This is a genomic window from Paenibacillus sp. DMB20, from assembly GCF_000987955.1.
GTDB lineage: Bacteria > Bacillota > Bacilli > Paenibacillales > Paenibacillaceae > Paenibacillus_AQ.
Genome location: NZ_LAZU01000004.1, coordinates 1 through 21,149, shown reverse-complemented (window position 1 = coordinate 21,149; position 21,149 = coordinate 1). Strand labels below are relative to the sequence as shown.

Annotated in this window: 20 protein-coding genes and 2 pseudogenes; 8 read left to right on the top strand and 14 right to left on the bottom strand. The window is 49.4% G+C overall.

Annotated features, from left to right (window positions below; translation table 11 throughout):
• The first annotated feature begins 129 nt into the window (after nucleotides 1-129).
• Nucleotides 130-1,056, top strand: a complete 927-nt coding sequence (locus tag XI25_RS01820; protein WP_046677102.1) for an NAD-dependent epimerase/dehydratase family protein — start codon at nucleotides 130-132, stop codon at nucleotides 1,054-1,056.
• Between the two features lie 219 nt (nucleotides 1,057-1,275).
• Here the strand turns inward: XI25_RS01820 and XI25_RS01815 are convergent, their stop codons facing one another.
• Both XI25_RS01815 and XI25_RS01810 read right to left on the bottom strand, forming a co-directional pair.
• Nucleotides 1,276-2,412: an alcohol dehydrogenase catalytic domain-containing protein gene (locus XI25_RS01815; protein ID WP_046677101.1), complete on the bottom strand. Its 1,137-nt coding sequence runs from the start codon at nucleotides 2,410-2,412 to the stop codon at nucleotides 1,276-1,278.
• Between the two features lie 138 nt (nucleotides 2,413-2,550).
• Nucleotides 2,551-3,465, bottom strand: a complete 915-nt coding sequence (locus XI25_RS01810) for a DMT family transporter (RefSeq protein WP_046677100.1) — start codon at nucleotides 3,463-3,465, stop codon at nucleotides 2,551-2,553.
• A gap of 75 nt (nucleotides 3,466-3,540) precedes the next feature.
• Between XI25_RS01810 and XI25_RS01805 the strand changes: the two genes are divergently transcribed.
• The gene (locus tag XI25_RS01805; protein WP_046677099.1) at nucleotides 3,541-4,893 is read left to right on the top strand and encodes a TrkH family potassium uptake protein; all 1,353 of its coding nucleotides are present in this window, start codon (nucleotides 3,541-3,543) and stop codon (nucleotides 4,891-4,893) included.
• Between the two features lie 110 nt (nucleotides 4,894-5,003).
• On the opposite strand, the gene XI25_RS01800 is transcribed toward XI25_RS01805, so the two are convergent.
• Complete coding sequence (locus tag XI25_RS01800) at nucleotides 5,004-5,276, bottom strand: hypothetical protein (RefSeq protein ID WP_046677098.1); 273 nt, start codon at nucleotides 5,274-5,276, stop codon at nucleotides 5,004-5,006.
• 149 nt (nucleotides 5,277-5,425) lie between these two features.
• On the opposite strand from XI25_RS01800, the gene XI25_RS01795 reads away from it, so the two are divergent.
• Nucleotides 5,426-6,658, top strand: coding sequence for an aminopeptidase (locus XI25_RS01795; protein WP_046677097.1), 1,233 nt, complete (start codon nucleotides 5,426-5,428; stop codon nucleotides 6,656-6,658).
• 107 nt (nucleotides 6,659-6,765) lie between these two features.
• On the opposite strand, the gene XI25_RS30965 is transcribed toward XI25_RS01795, so the two are convergent.
• Nucleotides 6,766-7,281, bottom strand: coding sequence for a response regulator (locus XI25_RS30965; RefSeq protein WP_082112173.1), 516 nt, complete (start codon nucleotides 7,279-7,281; stop codon nucleotides 6,766-6,768).
• A complete protein-coding gene (locus tag XI25_RS01790; RefSeq protein WP_052759415.1) occupies nucleotides 7,227-9,086 on the bottom strand; it encodes a sensor histidine kinase in 1,860 nt (619 codons plus the stop codon). The genes XI25_RS30965 and XI25_RS01790 overlap by 55 nt, the downstream gene beginning before the upstream one ends.
• Nucleotides 9,087-9,305: 219 nt before the next feature.
• On the opposite strand from XI25_RS01790, the gene XI25_RS01785 reads away from it, so the two are divergent.
• Both XI25_RS01785 and XI25_RS01780 read left to right on the top strand, forming a co-directional pair.
• Nucleotides 9,306-9,941: an RNA polymerase sigma factor gene (locus XI25_RS01785; RefSeq protein ID WP_235439620.1), complete on the top strand. Its 636-nt coding sequence runs from the start codon at nucleotides 9,306-9,308 to the stop codon at nucleotides 9,939-9,941.
• Nucleotides 9,922-10,734, top strand: a complete 813-nt coding sequence (locus XI25_RS01780; RefSeq protein ID WP_046677095.1) for a DUF4367 domain-containing protein — start codon at nucleotides 9,922-9,924, stop codon at nucleotides 10,732-10,734. The genes XI25_RS01785 and XI25_RS01780 overlap by 20 nt, the downstream gene beginning before the upstream one ends.
• A gap of 65 nt (nucleotides 10,735-10,799) precedes the next feature.
• Here the strand turns inward: XI25_RS01780 and XI25_RS01775 are convergent, their stop codons facing one another.
• The 4 genes from XI25_RS01775 to XI25_RS01760 form a co-directional block, all read right to left on the bottom strand.
• Nucleotides 10,800-11,291 carry a hypothetical protein gene (locus tag XI25_RS01775; RefSeq protein ID WP_046677094.1) on the bottom strand — a complete coding sequence of 164 codons (492 nt, stop codon included), beginning with the start codon at nucleotides 11,289-11,291 and terminating at the stop codon, nucleotides 10,800-10,802.
• Between the two features lie 150 nt (nucleotides 11,292-11,441).
• Nucleotides 11,442-12,761 (bottom strand): hemolysin family protein, encoded by a 1,320-nt coding sequence (locus XI25_RS01770; protein ID WP_046677093.1) that lies wholly within the window; start codon nucleotides 12,759-12,761, stop codon nucleotides 11,442-11,444.
• Nucleotides 12,762-13,163: 402 nt separating this feature from the next.
• A complete protein-coding gene (gerQ, locus tag XI25_RS01765; protein ID WP_046677092.1) occupies nucleotides 13,164-13,616 on the bottom strand; it encodes a spore coat protein GerQ in 453 nt (150 codons plus the stop codon).
• A gap of 30 nt (nucleotides 13,617-13,646) precedes the next feature.
• A complete protein-coding gene (locus XI25_RS01760; RefSeq protein WP_046677091.1) occupies nucleotides 13,647-14,072 on the bottom strand; it encodes a cell wall hydrolase in 426 nt (141 codons plus the stop codon).
• Nucleotides 14,073-14,255: 183 nt separating this feature from the next.
• On the opposite strand from XI25_RS01760, the gene XI25_RS01755 reads away from it, so the two are divergent.
• The 3 genes and pseudogenes from XI25_RS01755 (at nucleotide 14,256) to XI25_RS01745 (ending at nucleotide 17,561) form a co-directional block, all read left to right on the top strand.
• Entirely contained in the window at nucleotides 14,256-15,230 is a 975-nt protein-coding gene (locus XI25_RS01755; RefSeq protein WP_082112172.1) for a carbohydrate ABC transporter permease, read from the top strand.
• Nucleotides 15,227-16,050 (top strand): annotated as a pseudogene (locus tag XI25_RS01750) (carbohydrate ABC transporter permease). Before XI25_RS01755 ends, XI25_RS01750 begins: the two are co-directional and overlap by 4 nt.
• 123 nt (nucleotides 16,051-16,173) lie before the next feature.
• Nucleotides 16,174-17,561: pseudogene (locus XI25_RS01745) on the top strand (ABC transporter substrate-binding protein).
• Between the two features lie 148 nt (nucleotides 17,562-17,709).
• Here XI25_RS01745 and XI25_RS01740 read toward each other — a convergent pair.
• The 5 genes from XI25_RS01740 to XI25_RS01725 form a co-directional block, all read right to left on the bottom strand.
• Nucleotides 17,710-18,414: a copper resistance D family protein gene (locus tag XI25_RS01740; protein WP_235439619.1), complete on the bottom strand. Its 705-nt coding sequence runs from the start codon at nucleotides 18,412-18,414 to the stop codon at nucleotides 17,710-17,712.
• Nucleotides 18,375-18,785, bottom strand: a complete 411-nt coding sequence (locus tag XI25_RS33985) for a hypothetical protein (RefSeq protein WP_235439618.1) — start codon at nucleotides 18,783-18,785, stop codon at nucleotides 18,375-18,377. The genes XI25_RS01740 and XI25_RS33985 overlap by 40 nt, the downstream gene beginning before the upstream one ends.
• Before the next feature lie 3 nt (nucleotides 18,786-18,788).
• On the bottom strand, nucleotides 18,789-19,457 hold the full coding sequence (locus XI25_RS01735) for a copper resistance CopC family protein (protein ID WP_046677090.1): 669 nt from the start codon (nucleotides 19,455-19,457) through the stop codon (nucleotides 18,789-18,791).
• A gap of 272 nt (nucleotides 19,458-19,729) precedes the next feature.
• Nucleotides 19,730-20,479, bottom strand: a complete 750-nt coding sequence (locus XI25_RS01730) for an SDR family NAD(P)-dependent oxidoreductase (protein WP_046677089.1) — start codon at nucleotides 20,477-20,479, stop codon at nucleotides 19,730-19,732.
• Nucleotides 20,480-20,567: 88 nt separating this feature from the next.
• Nucleotides 20,568-20,984: a DUF2500 domain-containing protein gene (locus XI25_RS01725; RefSeq protein ID WP_082112171.1), complete on the bottom strand. Its 417-nt coding sequence runs from the start codon at nucleotides 20,982-20,984 to the stop codon at nucleotides 20,568-20,570.
• Between the last annotated feature and the right edge of the window lie 165 nt (nucleotides 20,985-21,149).

Below are 21,149 nucleotides of genomic sequence, written 5' to 3'. Positions count from 1 at the left end.
AATTATGGGCCGTTCTATGCTAAGGATACAGGCCTAATTCCTTCGCGGAGTTGGTCACCTGACTCATGCATCCTTCTCCCGTCTGACGTAGGATAGAGCATTCCAATCTAAGGCTGGAGGGTTCAGTGCATGAAAATGGTAGTTACCGGCGGAGCCGGATTTATCGGCTCCCACCTCGTGAACCGGCTCGTGAACCAGGGGTATGAGGTACATGTGATAGATAGCCTGACAACCGGTGATCCGGGACGGCTTCACGATGAAGCTGTGCTCCACGTGACGGACGTGGGCAGCGATCAGGCTTCTGCATACGTCCGGCTGCTCAAGCCGGATACGGTTTTCCATCTGGCTGCCCAAGCGGATGTCCAGCGCTCGATACAAGCACCGGACGCCGACGCCGCAGCCAATATTATGGGAACGATCAATCTGCTTGATGCATGCCGGACAGCCAACGTCCGGAAAATGATATTCGCATCTACCTCGGGTGTCTATGGGGAGCTGCAAAAGAACAGGATAACGGAAGAGGATCCGGTGTCTCCCATATCCTTCTACGCTTTATCCAAGCTTGCAGCAGAACGGTACATCGGCTTATACGGGGATTTTTACGGTCTTGAGTATACCATTCTTCGCTATGGGAACGTATACGGACCGGGTCAGACTGATAAAGGCGAGGGCGGTGTCGTCTCCGTTTTCGGAGAACGGCTCGCCAGGTCCCTTCCCCTGAACGTATATGGCGACGGAAACCAAACAAGGGATTTTATTTATGTTCAGGACGTCGTAAGCGCCAACCTTGCCGCCATTCGGAAGGGACAAGGCGAAGTAATTCATGTCAGCACCGGTCAGAGCACAAGCATAAACCGGCTGATCGAAATCATCCGTGGACAATGCAAAACGCCTGTGGAGGTGGCTTACCATCCGCCCAAAACAGGGGATATTCAGCACAGCTGCCTGGACAACGGCAAAGCGGCCGCGCTTTTGCAGTGGAGTCCGGAATATTCCGTGGAAGCGGGATTGGAGGAAACCTTAAAGCACTGGAATATCGCAAGCGGGCTGTCTTAAAAATCTGTTTGGGGCTCCTGTAAGTGTTCGGCAGGGTTCGTTCTGGAAATGACAAAGAAATCGCTTTACGAAATGGCGGCTACAGGCTTCCATCGTCCAAAGAGCGATTTCTTTTACGTTTGTCCGTTCTTTTGAAACGTCTCCTTTCCCCCGTTCATTCAACCATTTCGACAAGAAAAAAACTCCGGAACCGCCGTCCCGAAGCTTCTATCATCATGGTTAAGGTTTTAAAATCACTTTTATGCATCCGTCCTCTTTATCGTTAAAAAGACGATACCCTTTTTCCGCATCGGTCAGGGGGAGCCGGTGTGTAATGATGTCCGAAGGATCCAGTTTACCCCCGATCATCATCTCGTAGAGAACCGGAATATAGTGATTGACCGGAGCAATCCCCATTTTAAGGGTGACATTTCGCTCATACATCGCCCCCAGCGGAAATGCGTTATATTTCAGGCCGTATAGACCTACAAGCATGATCGTACCGAACTTCCGTACAGCATCGACTGCAATCCTCAGAGCGCCAAGGGAGCCTCCCTGCAACATCAGCGCAGTCTCGATCGTTTCCACTGCCGTTCGCTTGGCGTCCAGTCCGACGCAATCGATCACCACGTCGGCTCCGCCCTTCGTAAGCTCTCTGAGATAGAAGCCGATATCCTTCGTTTCCCGAAAATTGAATGCTTCCACCCGGTTGGTTTTTTTCGCGTGCTGGAGGCGGTATTCCACATGGTCTACCGCAATCACCCTGCTCGCCCCTTTCAGCCATGCCATTTTCTGTGCCAGCAGCCCGACCGGTCCGCACCCCAATACAATGACCGTATCGCCCTTCCTGACACCGGCGTGCTCCACACCCCAAAGAGCCGTAGGCGCTGTATCGGTTAACAGCACGAGCTTCTCATCCTCCAGCTCGCTGTTTTCCGGTACAATAAACGGCATGGAATCGCCGAAAGGCACCCGAAGCAGCTCGGCCTGTGCCCCCTGAAAGCCCCCGTAATTATCGCCAAAGCCAAGATACCCTCCGGTATCCTTCGCATCGTTTGAATAATCGCATTGGCTCTCCATATGGTTCATGCAGTAAAAGCAAGAACCACACGAAGCGCAAAAAGGAATCACGACCCGATCCCCCTTTTTCACGGCGGTTACCTCGGGTCCAACTTCCTCGACAATCCCAACCGGTTCATGTCCGATAATATAGTTATCCGACATACTCTTAAGCTCGCCATTGTATATGTGAAGGTCCGAACCGCAAATGGCGGAACACGTGATACGGACGAGAATATCATCCTTCCGCCGCAGCGAGGCATCCTCCGCTTCCTTCACCTTGATCTTCCTTCGCCCCTGGTAAGTAACAGCCTTCAAGCCGCTCCTCCCCTTCTGCATCCGTACTGAAGATGCTGGTTTTCAACTGCATACACCTATTCAGTGTGCGCCGCATGACATGGTTTTACTCGGCTTCTTTTAAGTTACAACAGATTACTGAAGGGGATGGACGGATATTTATAAACTTTCGGTCGGCAAATCTCCCGCCGGTTTCCGGGAGGGACGGGCATTCAAAAACAGGACAAGTCCCAGTAGCACCAATCCCCCTCCCGCTGCCTGAAGTCCGTTCATCGACTCGTGGAGCAGCAAAAATGCAAGCAGACTGGCACCAACCGGTTCTCCAAGCACGCTCATGGACACCGTGGACGCCGAGGAATAACGCATCAGCCAGTTGAACAAGAGATGGCCGAACACCGTCGGAACAATAGCTAACAGCGCGAATATTCCCCACTCCCCCGGTGGGTAACCCGTCATGGGGATTCCGGAAAAAATATTGTACACGGCCAGAACCGCTGCGGCAAAAGCAAAAACAAACCAACTGTATAATAAGGAGGATATCTTTTTCAGGAGCATCTGTCCCAATAACATGTGCATGGCGACCGCGACCGTTCCCAGGAGGGACATGACATCTCCGGTCAAATGGTTTCCGGCTCCGTCCATTCCGCCTTTTCCGATGAGCAAAAACACGCCGAGAAATGCGATCCCCATGCCGGACAGCGCGGATACGGTCGTTTTTTCTTTAAAGAGAAAGTAGGCCCCGATCATCACGAATACCGGCTGAAGCGCCAAAATGATCGTAGAGCTTGCAACGCTGGTCCAGGACAGCGAACCCATCCAAAGCAGGAAGTGAACCGCCAGCATAAGACCGGAAGCCATGAGAAGAAGATAATCTTTTTTATTAAAATGCCTGATTTCCCGTATGTATTTCAAACCAAACGGCAGCATCAGCAAGATTGTAATGAGCAGCCGGTACATGGCCTGGACGGATACGGGAGCCTCCGACCATTTGACGAAAATGGAGGAAAAAGATATGGCGGTGATGCCAATAAATAAGGGTATCGCAACCGGGATTGGAGATTTTTCTTGATTCATGCGGGTTAATTGATTCACCTTTCATGTTATATTAGAGAATGATTGATTAAAATTAAGGAGAACTTATCTGACGTTATGAAAAGGAAAGATTTGCGGAACCAAATGAGCCCGCCGAAATTCTTGGCTCTCGGTTTCCTAACCATTACGCTTTGTGGCACCTTGCTGCTGAAGCTGCCCTTATCTTCCGCAGACGGCACGCCGACACCGCTGACCGACGCATTTTTTACGGCCGTATCCGCGATCAGCGTAACCGGGCTTGCCGTAGTCGACACCGGGACGCACTGGTCCGGCTTCGGCCAGATCGTTATGCTCATCCTCATTCAGCTTGGAGGGCTCGGTTTCATGACCTCTGCTACATGGATTGCGTTGATGCTTAACCGTAGAATTTCGCTTCGGGAGAGAATCATTCTGCAGGAGGCCATGGGCCAGTATCAAATTCAGGGAATTGTAGACCTGATCCGCAGGGTGCTTATTTACGCATTCATTATCGAAGGCGTGGGAGCCCTGCTGCTCACTCTTCGATTTTGGCAGGAAGTGCCTTTATCCACGGCATTGCACTGGGGCGTGTTCCAAAGCATTTCCATCTTTAACAATGCGGGCTTTGATCTGCTCGGAACCATGCACGGGCCGTTTGCAGGCTTTGTTGTCTATGGAACCGATCCCTATTTGAATATCGTCAATATGGCCTTGATCTTTTTAGGAGGCATCGGATTTATCGTCATGTTTGATGTCATGGAGTATCCAAGGTGCCGTAAACTTTCTCTCCACTCCAAGGTTGTGCTGACCGTAACATCCGTGCTCATTGTCGTCGGTGCCGTCATGTTGTTTGTCCTGGAGTTTAACAATCCGAAAACGATGGGGCCTCTCTCTTTTCCTGAAAAAATAATGGCTTCGTTCTTCCAGTCCATCACGTCGCGGTCGGGAGGCGTAAGCACGATTGACATCGGCGGTTTGCAGCAATCCTCACAGTTTCTTCTGATCATGCTGATGTTCATCGGAGCCGCCCCCGGCTCAACCGGTGGCGGAATAAAGGTCACCACCTTTGCCGTGCTGATCGGCGCCGTGATCACCATGGTGAAGGGAAAACAGGATGTCGTGCTTTACCGCAGCCGGATCTCCCAGGCCATTGTTTACCGTGCGGTCACCTTAACGATCCTGTCCCTGCTGCTTCTTGTCGGATTCTCCATGTTCCTGTCCGTTACCGAACCCAGTGATTTCTTGGCCATTCTGTTTGAAGCGGTATCCGCTTTCGGTACGGTCGGCTTATCCATGGGCCTGACGACGGAGCTGTCCGGGGTCGGGAAAGTGACGGTTGCCCTGTTGATGTTCCTGGGCCGTTTGGGTCCCCTCACCTTGGCATATGCTTTAAACCGTAAGCGCTACAAGGATTTATACCGCCATCCGGAAGGCCGAATCATCATCGGTTAGCGGTCAAGACGATCGATTCGCCTGCACACGTAATAAACCGTCCATATCCATGGTTGTGGAATTGGACGGTTTATTTGTGTTTCTTCCTGTCGGTTGACACACGGCAAAAATTACCCCATGCCGCCGGCATCAATCGCCGCATCCAGAAGATCGTCAAACAGCTCGTCGTCCTCCTCGATAAGTGAATCGATCTTCAGAAATTGTTCCTCGGGTCCCGGTTCGCCGGCAAAATTCAGGCTGTAATCCCAATCGCGGCCGTCTTTGCTTAAGAATGTAATTTCATAAGCGGAAACATGTCCTTCCGCAGAAAACACGGCATACCCTACAAAATGCCCCTCTTCATTACGGTGCATTCCGGCACGCGTCACTTTTAACTGAGACATGCTGCACTCTCCTTCGATTTGACTGACGGTGTTTACACAAGACAGTATATCACTTTTCAAAGGGATACATTAGAGTTTTTCATATGTGTTCCAATTTAGTATAATGTGGTTATTGCTTTACTAAAACTATGTAATGGAGGGGTACCGAAATGTCCAAATTTGAAACTTCTCTGGACAAGTATGCGGAATTGGCTGTAAGGGTTGGAGTCAATGTACAAAAGGGGCAGACGCTAGTCGTTCATGCTCCGGTGGAAGCCGCGAGTTTTATTCGCTTGATCGCTGCAAAGGCATACGATGCGGGTGCCCGTTTAGTCAAGGTCATCTGGAATGACGAGGCATTAACCCGCCTGCAGTACGAGAAGGCCTCTGACGATGTGTTTACGGAAAAACCGAAATGGTTTGTCGGCGAAATAGTCGAGCTTGTGGAGAATGGTGCCGCTGTTCTGCATGTGCTTGCGGAAAACCCGGACCTCCTGAACGGAATCGATCCGGAGCGCATCGCGAACTACTACAAGACGCGCGGAGAGGCCATGAAGCAGTACCGCGCCTACCAGCAGGCCGATAAGTTCAGCTGGTGCCTCATTGCTGTGCCTTCACCGGCATGGGCTGCGAAAGTATTCCCCGACGTTCCGGAAACGGAACAAATGGATAAACTTTGGGAAGCCATCTTCCATACCGTCCGAGTGGATCAGGACAACCCGGTGGATGCATGGAACCGCCATCTGGAGGTACTGGAGCAAAAATCGACGGTTCTCAACGCGAAACAGTATAAAGCCTTGCATTACATAGCCCCCGGCACGGATCTTACTATAGAGCTGCCAAAAGGCCACATCTGGGCCCAAGGTGACAGCATTAACGAACGTGGACATTCTTTTGTTGCCAACATGCCGACGGAAGAAGTGTTTACCGCCCCGCTGAAAACCGGCGTTAACGGAACCGTCCGGAGCACGAAACCGCTCAGCTATGCGGGCAACATCGTGGACAACTTCTCCCTTACATTTGAAAACGGGCGTGTTGTAAGCTTTACTGCAGAGCAAGGTTATGAAACGCTGGAGCGTCTGCTGAATATGGATGAGGGTGCACGTTATCTCGGCGAGGTGGCGCTTGTTCCTCACCAATCTCCGATCTCGGAATCAAACATCTTGTATTTCAACACCCTTTTCGACGAAAATGCCTCCAACCACTTGGCCATCGGAAGCGCCTATGCCTTCTGTCTTGAAGGCGGCAAGGGAATGTCCCAGGAGGAACTTGCCGAACATGGCTTGAACACCAGCGTAACCCATGTCGATTTCATGATCGGTTCGGCCGATATGGACATTAACGGCATTACGGAGGACGGCACGGAAGAGCCTGTATTCCGGAGCGGCAACTGGGCATTTTAGGAAAAGTTCACGCTCCTATTGACCATTGGTCGAATCATCATGCAAAAGGGACTGGCCTGACGGCAGTCCCTTTTTTATAAAATTTGTTATGATCAAACTTTCGTTTTTTACCCGCTTTTTAACGGGAGATGACGCAGCCTTCTAACGGATACAACAATATCCTGCAGCTGCCTCATATCTATCGGTTTTTCCACATACACATCAATGAACTCGCCCGATATCGGCAGGGCGGCGTGCTCTTTCGCCGATTGGGTAGTCATGGCTGCGACATAAGGTCTCAAACCGATCTCAGGGGGAGTATCGTCCCAGCTGAGCCGATTCAAATCAGGCATATCTAAATTTAAAAGAATCAAATCATACGCACCTCTATGATGAAGAGCTTCCGTCAGTTGGCCGGCTGCCGTCACCATTTTTACGGAGCATCCCAGCTTGTCGAGCATATGGGCGGTGACTCTGCGGTCCACCTCGCCATTCTCGGCCAGAAGCACCCGGAGCTTGTCCGCATCCGAATCGAAGGCACACTCATGGTCTGTATCTCGTCCGCCTGTGAGTTCGTCTTCACTTTTATCTAGCTGAATCCTAAAGGCAAACTGGGCCCCCTTGCTACCTCGGGTACGACCCAAATTTCGCCATTCATCATCTCAACGAGTTTGCGGCAAATCGCGAGACCCAACCCGGTCCCCTCATATTTCCGGTGCTGAGCGCCATCCAGCTGCGAGAAAGGTTTGAACAGCAGTTCCACCTTATCCGGCTCGATACCAATCCCGGTATCCGTCACGTTGAATTCAAGGGTATACCTGCCGTTATCCCTTCCGATCTTTTTTACTGTTAACGAAATGAAGCCTTCATCGGTAAATTTCAAAGCGTTGCCGATTAAGTTGACCAAAATTTGACGAAGACGCATTTGATCGCCGATCACCGTGTCCGGCACGTCCGGGTTCAGATAAAATCTCATGGCAATGGCCTTGTCCCGCGAGATGACCTCGAACAGGTCGTAACATTCTTCGATAAGGGAACGAATGCTGAATTTTTCGCGAACCAGCTTGACTTTGCCTGCTTCCATTTTGGACAAATCCAAAATATCGTTAATGACATTCAAAAGAGCATGGCTGCTCTTGGATTGAAGCTCCAGCAGCTCCCTGCGCCCTTCATCCTCTTCCCCGTCGGCCAGAAGCTGATTAATGCCGATGATCCCGTTTAAAGGAGTCCTGAGTTCATGGCTCATCGTAGCCAAAAATTCGCTTTTCATTCTGGCAGCGCTCTCAGCCGCTTCTTTGGCTGCAAGGAGCTCCTTCTCGGACAGGCGCTGTTCGGTCACGTCTTTTGTGATAATGTAGAGCAGCTGCTGGCGCTGGGTATCGAGCGGAAAGACCGTTGCGCTTTGGATCACCATTTCCCCAAGTTTATTCTTCATCCGGATTTCAACCTGACGGGGATTTCCCTCAGAGGCTCTCTGCACGGCTGACAGCATAATGAGATGATCGCGCCTGCTCCAGAACAGGCTCTCCAGCGGCAGGGCCATCACCTCTTCTGCGGTATAGCCGGTATTGGCGAGAACGGCCGGATTCACGCTCAAGATCCGCTGCTTTTTGGGATCCACGCAAATAACCAGGTCCGGGTTTAACTCGAACAAAGTCATGTAACGCTTCTCGTTAAATCTGGCGCTGTACAGCACTTCCCTTCGATCAAGGTATAAACCGGTCAGGATGAACGAAATGATGAGGAGCGTGGCCGCGCTGACCATAATCGCCAGCAAAGTACTGTTCACCCCGGTTCCGGACAGTGAATGATTCCGATCCAACGCATTGAAGGTGGTTCCCGCCAACGCGGTGTAATGCATGCCGGATACCGCCAAGCCGAGTATCAAGGCTCCCATGATCTTCGGAAGGGTCAGATGGCTGAATGTGCGGCGTTCCGATCGATATATGCCAAGGTATAAACCCGAATATGAAGCAAGCAGAACGATGATTACCGACAAAACCATGGGGTAAGCGGATTGCCGGTATAACAGCGGTACATTCATCGATAGCATTCCTGCGAAATGCATCGATACGATAGCCATCGTAATAAGGAACCCGCTGAGAATAAACTGGATTCGCGAAATGGAACGGTCAATGAAAACAAGCAGCATGGCAAAAAATGAGGCCAATATGGGCAAAAAAAGCGAAATCAAAAGCATAGAAGGCTCATAAGTCACTGAAATGACCGTTTTCATGGCCAGCATGCCGATAAAATGCATGGACCATATCCCGATTCCGAGAGCAAACGAGATCAGAAACGTCCACCACAAGGACTTTCTATTCTTGAAAAGCACCCAATCCATTAAATCGAATGCCGTATAGGCAGATGTGACAGCGATAAATACGGAGAGAAGAACAATCCAATCATTGTACCGGTCAACAACCTGAGGCATACGGCAGTTCACCATCTTTCGTCGTAATCTCCCTCTATAAAACTTATTTAAAGTGAACCTCCATAAAAAAGCAACCCTGTCCCCATGACCACTCTGACAAAAAAACCTCCATCCAAAGTCCCGCGTTAGCTCTCTGTAACCATGTCGGCTTTGGTAAAGTAAAATTCTTCTTTAAAATATGGCGAATGGAAATGTTTTGATATTATTGGACGTTATTTTCGAATATGAGTTAAAATGATGGAAGGATCGCAAAGGATACACCAGAGAGGAGATAATCGTGTGTCTTCTAACCGACTGCAACTGCTCCTCGCAGCAGAATATAACGAAATTTCCGAGCCTCTGCAGGAAGAGGTTTATTATGAATTTTATGACTTGGTTTATGGACAAATCATGTATGTGGTCCGTGAACATGCTGCTGTAGAGGATATCATTCAAGAAGCATTCATCAAAGTGATCACCAACAAACCCGTTTTTGATAATGAAAGCAAGCTGAAGGCCTGGTTAAGAGTGGTTACGAAAAATACGACGATGAATTATTTAAGAAAAAATAAAAAATACCGTAACCAAATCGATGTTGACCGTGTTTTTATATGTGAAGAGGAATTGGTTGCTTCTTCCACAAATGTGGAACATCAGGTAGAATCCAAAATGATGGAGGAATCCATTATCCATTACTTGGAGCAGCTAAAGCCGGAATACCGAGTGCTTATTGAATACCGATGGAAGCACGGATTGTCTTACCGAGAAATTGCCGAGTTGTTGGATACCCGGGAAGAAATCGTGAAGCAACGCCTTTTCAGGGCAAGGGAATCTGTTAAAAAAATGCTTTATAGGGAGTGGGGTGTTATGGATGAGCAACGAAAAATTTGACGATTGGTTTGACAAAACTTTCGACGAGGCATTTGATCGTGCGGCTTCTTCCGATTCCTCTCTCCCTGCTCATGATACCAAGAGAGAATCCTGGATGAAGGTTAAACAGCAGCTTGAGACAATGAACAGACGTCGCAAACGCAAACGCAAATATCAGCTTGCCGGCGTCGTTGCAGCTTCCATGATGGCAGGGGCGATTTTCTTCTCTCCCCCGACCATTACGCAAGCCGTCTCCCCTATCTATCAGCAGTTGAAAGAATGGGGGGACGGAATTGTAACGATTATATCCGGTAAAGACGAACCGACATCCGATACGGTTGCGAAAACGGCTCCACCTCCGGAGGGTTCGGGACCTGAAGCCGGGCAAATCGGAGAATCGCTTCTGGACAGCAGCGATTCGGAGAAAGGCAGCAAGTCGCTGGAGCAGGTGACCAAACGCTTATCATTCTCCTATCCGGAAATCAAATATATCCCGGAAGGTTATCGGTATGATGATGTTCTTGCTGCTGCACCCGCAGACGGAGAATCCGCCATTAACAATTTGGCCGTAAAGTATATCTCGGAAGAAGGAATTATGCTGACCATTTCGATGATCGGGATGTCGGACGGTCCAGTCTCTGTGTCGTCCCCCGGGCTGGATACGGAAAAAGTGATACTGGATTCCGGTACGGAGGCAATCCTTGCCAAAGGCCGCCTGAGCACCCTTCAGTTTCTCTACAATAACGTATGGATTGAGATTGCAGGAGAGCTGAGCAAGGAAGAACTGGTTAAGATGGCTAACAGTTTGCCTTAAACCAGATGTTTAAAAAGGGCGTCCCTCTAGAGGACGCCCTTTTTCATGGTAAGATATAATGTTTATTAATTGCCCATTAGAATACTCTGAGTATAGAGAGTGGTTTCTTCTCTAGTAGATCCTTCTTGAGCCCAATGAATCGTTTTGCCGCGGTAATAATAACCTGAAATGGTGCTCCATGTCTTGGATCCAAAATAGCTGTTGTTGTTGAAAGACTGACCGACGCTGCTGTCGACATCAACCCAAACGGAGCCTGTCCAACGCTGAAGAATGTAGTTGGCTCCAAGGGAATCCACGTTTTGGTATGCATATGTAGCTCCTGTTAGTTGAAGCGTGGTACCGCCTATTTTTTGAATGGAAACATTGGCATTGGAAAGATATTTATAAGATGGATCCACTGACATGAGGTTCATTTCCACGGGCGGTGGCGAGGTGAGTGCCCCAGGTGCTTGATCTGCTGCCGTATCAGCGGAAGCTCCGCCGGCAATGGCCAAGCTTAACATCATGCTTGCTGCAAAAACAGTTAAGACACGAGCTCGCTTTTTAACGTTTGACATAACATCACCTTTTCTCTCATGATTTTTTGAAACATCCATATATTAACATATAAAACGAGAGTAGAGATGACATTTTCTTCATTTATTTGACATTGATTAGTGAAACAGCAAAAAAACAGCGGCCATAGCCGCTGTTTTTTTGCTTCCGGCTTATGAAACGCCGGCCTCCGCTTCCATAACTTCCTGTCTAAGCAGGCGAATGCGGGATATTCTCTTATTTTCCGTCTCCTCGACGATAAACAAATAACCTTCGAAGGAGTAAAACTGCCCTTGATGCGGCAGGATCGCTTCCAGCTTAGAGGACAGCCATCCGCCAATCGTATCATAATCCTCTGTATCCACATTCAGACCAAAATGGTCGTTAATTTCATCAATCAACATCAATCCATCGATGGAATATTCCTCTTCGGATACCACCTCAATCCCTTGTCTCTCCTCATCGAACTCATCCTGGATTTCACCTACAATCTCTTCCATGATGTCTTCCAGGGTAACGAGACCGGAGGTACCGCCGTACTCGTCAATCAGAATGGCGATTTGCGTTTTGCTTCGCTGCATTCTTTTGAGCAAATCACTGATCTTCATGGATTCCGGAACGGCGATGATCGGGCGAATTAAGGACAAATGGTCGCGTACGTGTCCTCGCATCAGGTCCTTTATATGAATGAAGCCGATAATATGGTCTTTATCTTCTTCGCAGACCGGATAGCGGGTCCTCATCCCTTCATGGGCAATTTCGAGGTTTTCCTCCATGGATAGATTGGTGTATAAACAGATCATTTCCGTTCGCGGAATCATGATCTCTCTGGCTGTGGTATCCGCAAATTCAAAAATATTGTCAACCAAGGTTAGCTCGGTATCATTGATCAGGCCGACCTCGCTGCTCTCTTTCATCAGGTCGAGAATTTCCTCCTCGGTGTGCACAGCACCCTTCTCGACGACCGGAGTCATCCGGAATAAACGCAGCAGGAGGTTTGAAAGGCCATTGACCAGCCAGATGACAGGTAACAATATTTTGTGAAACAAGTATACCGGAACAGCGGTGAGTAAGGTCATATTCTCGGCTTTGCGGACAGCCACCGTTTTGGGCGCCAGTTCCCCGAGAACCATATGCATAATAGCGATAAAAGCAAATGCAAGAACAGTGGATACCGCGTGTAGCGCTGTTTCCCCCATCCCCGTAAACCGGAACCATGGCGCAATCCACCCGGCTATCGCGCGCTCACCCAGCCAGCCCAATGCAAGAGACGACAGTGTGATACCCAGTTGGCAAGCCGACAGGTAGGCGTCCAAATTGCGTAAAATCCGCTGCGCCTGTCTTGCCCTCTTGTTTCCTTCGTCCGCAAGCGCGTCGATCCGGCTGCCTTTTACCCTAACAAAGGCGAGCTCGGCCGTTACAAAAAATCCGTTCAATAAAACGAAAATCAATACCAAGGATAATCCTAATAAACTCGGTAAAGGGTCACTCAATCGATCTCCTACCCGCCGTACGAACCGCTACGGCGAATAGGAACACCTCCTTCGGTTATTAAAAATGTGTGAAGCCAAAAGGCATAACAACGACATCCGATCCAGCATCAACTTCCCAATGGTCTCATCTCCTTGTCTCATTCAAACGTAATAAAGCTATATAATTAATTATATAGTTATACGATACACAGTCAAACTCCACCTTATGACATAAAAGCACGTTGTTACAAGCTGTTTTTAAATAATCATCCGTTAACCCTCGTTTACATGGAATTGATGCGCTCGGCGGTGATAAACATTCCAAACGGCGGCTGATCTTATGAACTTTCCCCCTTATACAGGAAAAACCGCCGTTCATCCGGAAAGGACGATCAGCGGTTTCTTTTGAGCTTAACTTTGATATTACCGGCCCTGAGGAGGGGTGCCGATTACTCCCGGGTATTGATAAGTCAGCGGTTCATCAAACACCACATAATCGAGGTTCACCATCAACAATATGATTCTTCTTCCGGTCTGACGCTCGCTAATGATAATGTGATCGCGTCCAGCAGCCTCCACGATGCCGGTAAAGACCTTCGCGTTCCATTGCGAGTTGTTTTCGTACGTCATATAAAAAGTTGCCTGCTTGCCAAGGTTCAAACGAAGGATGTTTTCGATGTATGATTGTTCGAATTGCGTCGTCGGCACGACTTTTCCCTGCGGCGTCATTTGAGCGCCGCTCATCACCTGAGGCGGCACATTGGCTGTATAACCGGCCGTTCCGCGGCTATGGGCCGTTTGCGGCTGACCCTGCTGGATGCCGGGATATCCGTTTCCGATCGTATAGTTCACTGGGGGCAATCCATGGTTAAACATAAGTAATTTCCTCCTTTATTTTAAGTAACCTTATCGATAAACGTTTGGACAATCCTCAAAGGTCGGTCTGAAAAAGCAATGGGCTTTAAATCGTCCCGTGTTTTCCTGATTGTACCAAGTTGACGGGCATTCCGCTTGGGGCCGAAAGAACCACAAAGCATTGTTTGCCGGCCAGATCTTTTCTCCGTTGATGACGCGTTGCGCCAACCTCCGGTCCCGGTCGCGGGCTCTCTGATAAAAATATCCCTTCTGCGTGGCTTCAAATCCTCCGGGGCTTTGAAATACCATTTGGTTCATGTTGCGGATGTCTCTAAAGTCCAGGCAGTTTGCCAATATCCGGTTAACCCCGACGTTGCCAACCATAAGCATCCCCTGTTCCCCTTCGCCCTCCGCCTCGGCCCGGAGCAGCCTTGCCAGCAAATCAACATCCGTAGAAGATGTCTTGATAACGGCCACAGTCCTCCTCCTCACTACCTTGATTTCACTCTGTATCTTATGTGCATCCGCCCATAGAGGTTACAACTGCAGCCTATTTTTAAATAAATTACCGTGTTCTTACATATCCCTTCACCAGATTTTACATCCGGCTTCTATACTCATAGCAGTAAAGTCAAGCCGGAAAGTGAGGTTAACCTACTCATGGATAAAGAATTGTCTCTCTCCCCTCCAAGGCACGCTCTGACACCGTCGGCCAATGAAGCTGAAGCTGCGCATGTTATGAGCCGTACATCCATCAAAAAATTCCGACGCAGGGAAATCTTCCTGGCTTATGTATGCTTAGCCCCTTCCCTTCTGCTGTTTGGCGCTTTTTTGTTCTACCCCTTGCTAAAGTCCGTGTACCTGAGCCTGTTCCTCACGGATCCGCAAGGACGGGTGGCTCAATTCGTGGGTCTCGACAATTTCAAGGAAATATTGGCTTCCGACATGTTTTATAAGAGCTTTGGCAACACGATGCTGTTCATCATACTGACCGTTCCTACAGGAATTGCAGCAGCTCTGCTTCTTGCGGCCCTCACCCATAACAAGCTCAAGGGCATGAAAATATTCCGTTTTGTCTTCTCCTTGCCCATGGCCGTTTCCGTTGGTACCGGCTCGATGATTTGGATGATTCTTTATCATCCTACCTTGGGCGTCCTGAATTATTTCTTGTCGATTGCCGGGATAGAGCCGGTCCAATGGTTAACAGATCCGAAGTGGGCCATGCTTTCCGTAGCGATTATGACGGTTTGGATGAACCTGGGGTTTAATTATATTTTGATGCTGAGCGGGATGCAGGGCGTAGCCGAGGATATTTACGACAGCGCGCAAATCGACGGCTCCGGTCCGCTGCGTACTTTTTTCTGGATTACGATGCCCCTCATTTCCCCGACGTTGTTCTTTACTTTGGTGGTTTCGGTCATTGGCGCATTCCAAGCTTTCGGACAAATTAACATTTTGACCAAAGGCGGTCCGATGAACAGCACGAACGTCATCGTTTTTAACATTTATCAGGACGCATTCATCAATTTCCGGTTCGGCATCGGAAGCGCTCAAGCGCTGATCCTGTTTGCCATCATTCTCCTGCTGACCGTTTTGCAATTCAAATTCGTGGAAAAGAGGGTGCACTACCAATGAGCATGCGTCTCCTGCCCAAAAGCTTTATTTACATCGCGCTTCTTATCGGGTCTCTGGTTGTGGCATTCCCTCTTCTTTACACCCTCTCGACGTCCATGATGAGCGAAGCGGAATCGGCGGTTTACCCGCCGCCTTTGCTTCCTGAAGCCGTGAATTTATCCAATTTCATTAAAGTAATCGATACCATCCCGGTTATAAGGTTTATCGCCAACAGTTTGATTGTCTCCTGCGCGATTATGGCCGGGCAAATAGTAACGGCGAGCCTTGCCGCCTATGCCTTCGCATTTCTCCGGTTTCCGGGGAAAACGATGCTGTTCGGCCTCTTTCTGGCCACGATGATGGTGCCTTGGGAAGTCATCATGATACCGAACTATTTAACGGTAAAAAGCCTAAACTGGCTCGATACCTATCAAGGTCTGATCATTCCGTTCCTGCTACCGCCTTCGGAACTTTTCTGCTAAGACAGTGCTTTCTTCAGCTGCCAAAGGAGCTGTTCGAAGCGGCTCGGGTCGATGGCTGCGGACATATCCGCACTTTTCTGAAAATGGTGCTGCCGTTGTCCATTCCGGGAATCGCCACGCTCGGCGTTTATTCCTTCTTAAACCATTGGAATATGTATTTGTGGCCTCTGTTGACGACCAACCGGGAAGAGATGCGCACCGTCCAGATCGGGATCGGCATGCTTCAGTTCGAGGAAATGAACTCGTGGAATTTGATATTGTCAGGGGTCCTTCTTCTGCTTCTTCCTTCTCTTCTTCTGCTTGGGCTCGGTTTAAAACCGCTGGTTCGGGGCATAACGGCAGGCGCGCTAAAGGGTTAATTCATGAAAACATAGATTTGCCTGAAATCAGCCTTGCGCTGCCGGTCTCGTTAGAAAGCTCCGGCACCGTAATTTCTGATATATACCAAACTATATTTTCAAAAAGGGAGAGATTAACCGATCATGAAACGTTTTGGGAAAAGGTCCTTCACTCTGCTCATCCTTACCTGTTTGATGCTTGTCAGCTCGGCCTGCGGGGGCAGCAGCTCGCCCAAAAGCGCAGAAACCGCCGTCGCTTCCGGCAACGCCACGGAGAAAGAACCGATAAAGGTGATTTGGTGGCATTCCATGAGCGGCGAGCTCGGCAAGGTGGCGGACAAGCTGATTTCGGATTTTAATGCGTCCCGCAAGGATATCCAGGTAGAGGGCGTTTTTCAGGGCACGTACGACGAGAGCTTGAACAAGCTGAAGGCTACCCTGGGCTCGGACAGCGGACCGACCATGATCCAGGTTTACGAGATCGGGAGCCGCTTCATGATGGATACCAAAGCGATCCGCCCGGTTCAGGACTTTATGGATGCGGAGAAGTACGACAATTCCTCCTTGGAGCCGAATATTAAAAATTACTATACATTCGACAACAAGCTGTACTCCATGCCTTTCAACTCCTCCAACCCGATTCTTTATTACAACAAGGATGCTTTCAAAGCGGCAGGTCTGGATCCTGAAAATCCACCAAAAACGTATGAGGAAGTGGCCGAAGCAGCCAAGAAGCTGACGCAAGGGGGCCAAACCGGGGCATCCTTTGCCATTTACGGCTGGTTTATGGAGCAATTTTTCGCCAACCAGGGGGCAGAGTTGTTGAATAACGGCAATGGACGTACTTCCCTGGCGACCGCTTCGCAGGTCAACAGTCCTGCAGGCGTGAAAACGCTGGATTGGTGGAAGCAAATGGTTGACGATAAGGCGCTCCTGAACCTTGGACGTAAAACGGATGATACCAAGAAGGCTTTTGCCGCAGGTCAAATTGCATGATGCTCGACTCGACCGCCTCCCTTCGCGGTATTGTCAGTGCTGCAGAGGGTAAATTCGAAGTGGGAACCGGTTTCCTTCCCAAACCTTCTGATGCAGGCAAAGGCGGCGTGATCATCGGCGGCGCAAGCTTGTGGCTGATGAACAATAAATCGGAAGACGAGCAAAAAGCAGCCTGGGAGTTCATGAAATATTTGGCTGAACCGCAAACGCAAGCTTATTGGCACGTGAATACCGGTTATTTCCCTATCACCACGAAAGCTTACGACGAAGCGATTGTGAAGGAAAACCTGGAGAAATATCCTCAGTTCCAGACCGCGGTGGACCAATTGCATCAAACCGAGCCGAACACGGCTACCCAGGGCGCAGTCATGGGCGTTTTCCCTGAAGCCCGCCAAATCACGGAAACGGCCATTGAGGAGGTCCTGAACGGACAAAAATCTCCTCAGGAAGCCCTTGACAAAGCCGCACAGGAGATCGGCTCCAAGATTGAAACCTATAATAAAACGGTTAAGTATGAAGTCTTCTTGGATCATTAGGAGATGAACAACGCCGGAACATCTATGGAATACCAAGAGAAATAGCAAAAGCAGGCCGCCCGAGATCATTCTGGAGTGGCCTGCTTTTATTGGGTTCATGGTTTTGTGCATTTCATTAGGGACTGCCCTCTTAGGTGCTCTGGTCGGTTCAAGCAAAGGAAAACATGATGCCTGCGTACAGGGAAGCGGCGGCAGCCAATCCGAGCAGAAGGACTTTGCCAGCCCCGTTCTTCTTGGCAAACATCAGGATCATGCCGGCCAAACAGCCGGCTCCGCATAAGAGAAGCAGCATCCCGGGCACGCTCCACTCCCATCCGATGGCTCCGCCTTGATATCCCGGATGGAACCAACGAAAGGTTGCAGCCGCGTCGGATTGAGCAAGGCTGTCGGTATAAGCATGAGGAGCCGGCTGCTGGTTCATATACCCGGTCACGATATAAATAAGCCATAGCAGCAAAGCTTCCGTTCTTGCCCAAATGGCGGGCTTGGCCTGTGGGTCTCTGATGAGTCTTCTCTTCATCAAACTGCCGTTAATAAAAGCAAATGCCAGCAGAGGTAGAATCAGGATATGTTTCAGCAGCAGAGCCTGTCCGTATGGCAGAATCCAGCTTTTCACAAGATCCGGCGTCACCCCTGTCATAAGGAACAGCCCCGAAGCGATAACCATCAAAACGCAGACGACGGCCAAGGGGTGAAACCATTTTAAAAACGCGCCCCACCCTTCAGGGCCCCGGCTGTAAAAACCAACCATCATCAGGGTGCCCGTCCAGAGAGCCATTGCGGTGAAATGACCGAAAAACGCAAGCTCCCCCGTTACTCCGAATAGGGAAGCTGCGTGGTTAAATGAAGACATGGCCGCGGCAATTCCCAAAACAGCGAATGGAAACAGCCAGCGGAGAGGCGTCGAAGCCTGCGGCGCACGAGAACGCTCAGAACGGCTGCTAGCAGCGATAGCGCCACTATCCAAGCATACCGCTCCCCTTCCTTAAAATTGAACATAACCGCCTTGAATGACTGGTAAAAGCCGATATCCTCTTTGAAGAACATAATGATTTGCAGAATGGGAATAAAGGCGCTTGCGGCAACGATCGCGGAAGCGGCCGGGCCGAGCCATGCCGGATAATTTATCCTCGGTTTCATCGTATTCGGCACCAGGGCGAAAAGCGACATGCCTGCTAACAGAGCATAGCCTACATAGAGAAACGGTTCGCTGATCCAGTACATGGCCTACCGTCTTTTCCGCGATTGTTTGAACACCAAAAATACTCCGATTACGGCAACCGCAACAACCAATGCGATCCAAATCCAATTTCCGTTCCCCTCGGCATTGCTCTCGGGAGCCGGCTTAGACTGTTGGGCAGGGACCGAAGAATCGGTATCCGGGTCTGTTGTTTTGTTTTGCTCTGAAGATGAAGCGCCTTCCTCTTTGTCGCGGTCAGAAGGAGCTGCGGACTGGTTTTCCTTTTTGTCCGGGGCATCTTTGTCTCCGTTTTCCTTGTCCCCGCTGGCAGCGGCTGGCGCCTTCTCGGGAGCCTCTACCTGGAAGCTGTACGTTCCTTTCACCGGGTGCCCGTCTTTACCGACGATTTTCCATTCCACGGAATAAGAGCCTGTAACGAGAGGTTGGGAAAGTTTGGCGACCAGGGCCTCTCCCTCCACCTTGACTTCGGCGGAGTCAACCTTCTCGCCCTTGTCATTCGTGATCGTCAATGTACTTAACGTCGGGTCGATTTTTTCATTAAAAGTAAGGCTTAACTGCTCTACAGCTTCCTTTGCGGTCGAGTTTGCAGGAGGAATACTGGATTCCAATTTGGAATGTGCCCAAACACCGGCCGGGAAAGCCAGCAAAAGCAGCATGACGGCAAACATCGTTACCGATTTAACCATTTTAGACATGATCGCTCCTCCTTTTAAGGATATCTTAAATTTAAACCTTCCTCATAATAGCAAACGCGAAGGCACAAAGCTATTGAGAATTTGTGAATTAATAAAAACTTATCGGATAGATATGAATTCATAGTTTACATATTTTTTATTATGTTAACTGTTACGCAAAAAACAGCCCTGCTTTAATCAAAGCAGAGCGAGTACATATATATTCAAAAAAGGGGCTTTGTTATCAATTCTATTTATTAATATCATTAATTATTATCACTATTAATTCTAGGTCATTCCTCATATATCATCTTTCGGGTCATTCCGCCATCAACGATGAGGTGGGTCCCTGTAACAAAAGTGTTTTCCGGATCTGTCAGATAGAAACAAGCCTTTGCTATGTCATCCGGAGTGCCTACCCTTCCCGCCGGATGCTGTTTATGATCCTTTTCCCTTAAATGCTCAGCCCTTCCTGTTTCAATCCAGCCGGGACTGATGCAGTTTACGCGGATTCCATCCCGCCCAAGACTAACCGCAAGCGCATGGGTTAATGATAGAATGGCCCCTTTAGACGCGGCGTATGCCTCCGTATCCGGCTCTGACATGATGCTGCGAGTGGAGGACATATTTACGATGGCTCCTCCCTTGCCTGAGTCTCTCATATACTTAGCAGCTTCGCGCGATAACAGAAAACAACTCCGTGCATTCGTATTCAAGATATCGTCCCATTCCTGGACAGTCAGCTCATACGGAGACTTCCAGCAGGATACCCCGGCATTATTAATCACAATGTCCAGAGAGCCGGTCCGTTCGAGAACCAGATTGACCAAGCGAACGATATCCTGCTCATTTCGCACGTCGCACGGAACAAAAAGCGCGGAACCGCCTTTTTGCAGTATGGATTGTTCGACGCTCCTGCCTTGCTCCCTCTGAACATCGGATAGCACGACTTGTGCTCCTTGAGCCGCGTACGCATGGGCCAAGCCCTCGCCGATCCCCTGTGCCGCGCCGGTAATGATGACGGTCCTATTTTTAAATCTCATAGCCTGTTCCTCCTTGTTTCATGCTGCTGCCAGTCGAACGATTATAGTCTCCTCATTATATAACAAATGGAGTTACAGGTTTAACCGTCTACTTCATGCGTTCATAACTGTGGGCCGGCTCGTGATGATATTTGGGATAACGTTCAAACCGCAGATAGCGTGTGCCCTGAAAAGACAATCTGCCTTCATCGCCTTCAGCGCATATTCCGAATTCGGAACCTTTGACAGCGAACTCCATCCGGTCGCCGCTTTCCACTTCAAACGTAATGTAGTAGGAAGTACGGGAACTGCTGGATATGCTATCGTCCGGATGGTGGGTATGCTTCACCTCGCTACGTTTGCTCACAATTCGGGAATCAACCGTTAAAACCGGCTGCTGATTGTTACGGTTCCACTGGAGTATGCTTTTACCTGCCGACAGCAGCACTATGCCAAGGACCACCACGAAAAATACGGGTATCACGCTTCCGAAAAAGTCAAACATCCAATGCGATTCCGATTCCAAAGCGGTTCCTCCTTCCGACCTATAGCTTTCTCTCCCGGCCAAGTCCCTTGCCCTCAATCAATTATATGCATCATTCATGAAAAATAACTCGTTTACTGCAGACAAGAAGCCTTGTGAAAAAGAAAACCGCCCTTTGACGCATTCTGAAAACTGTGACCCATAAGA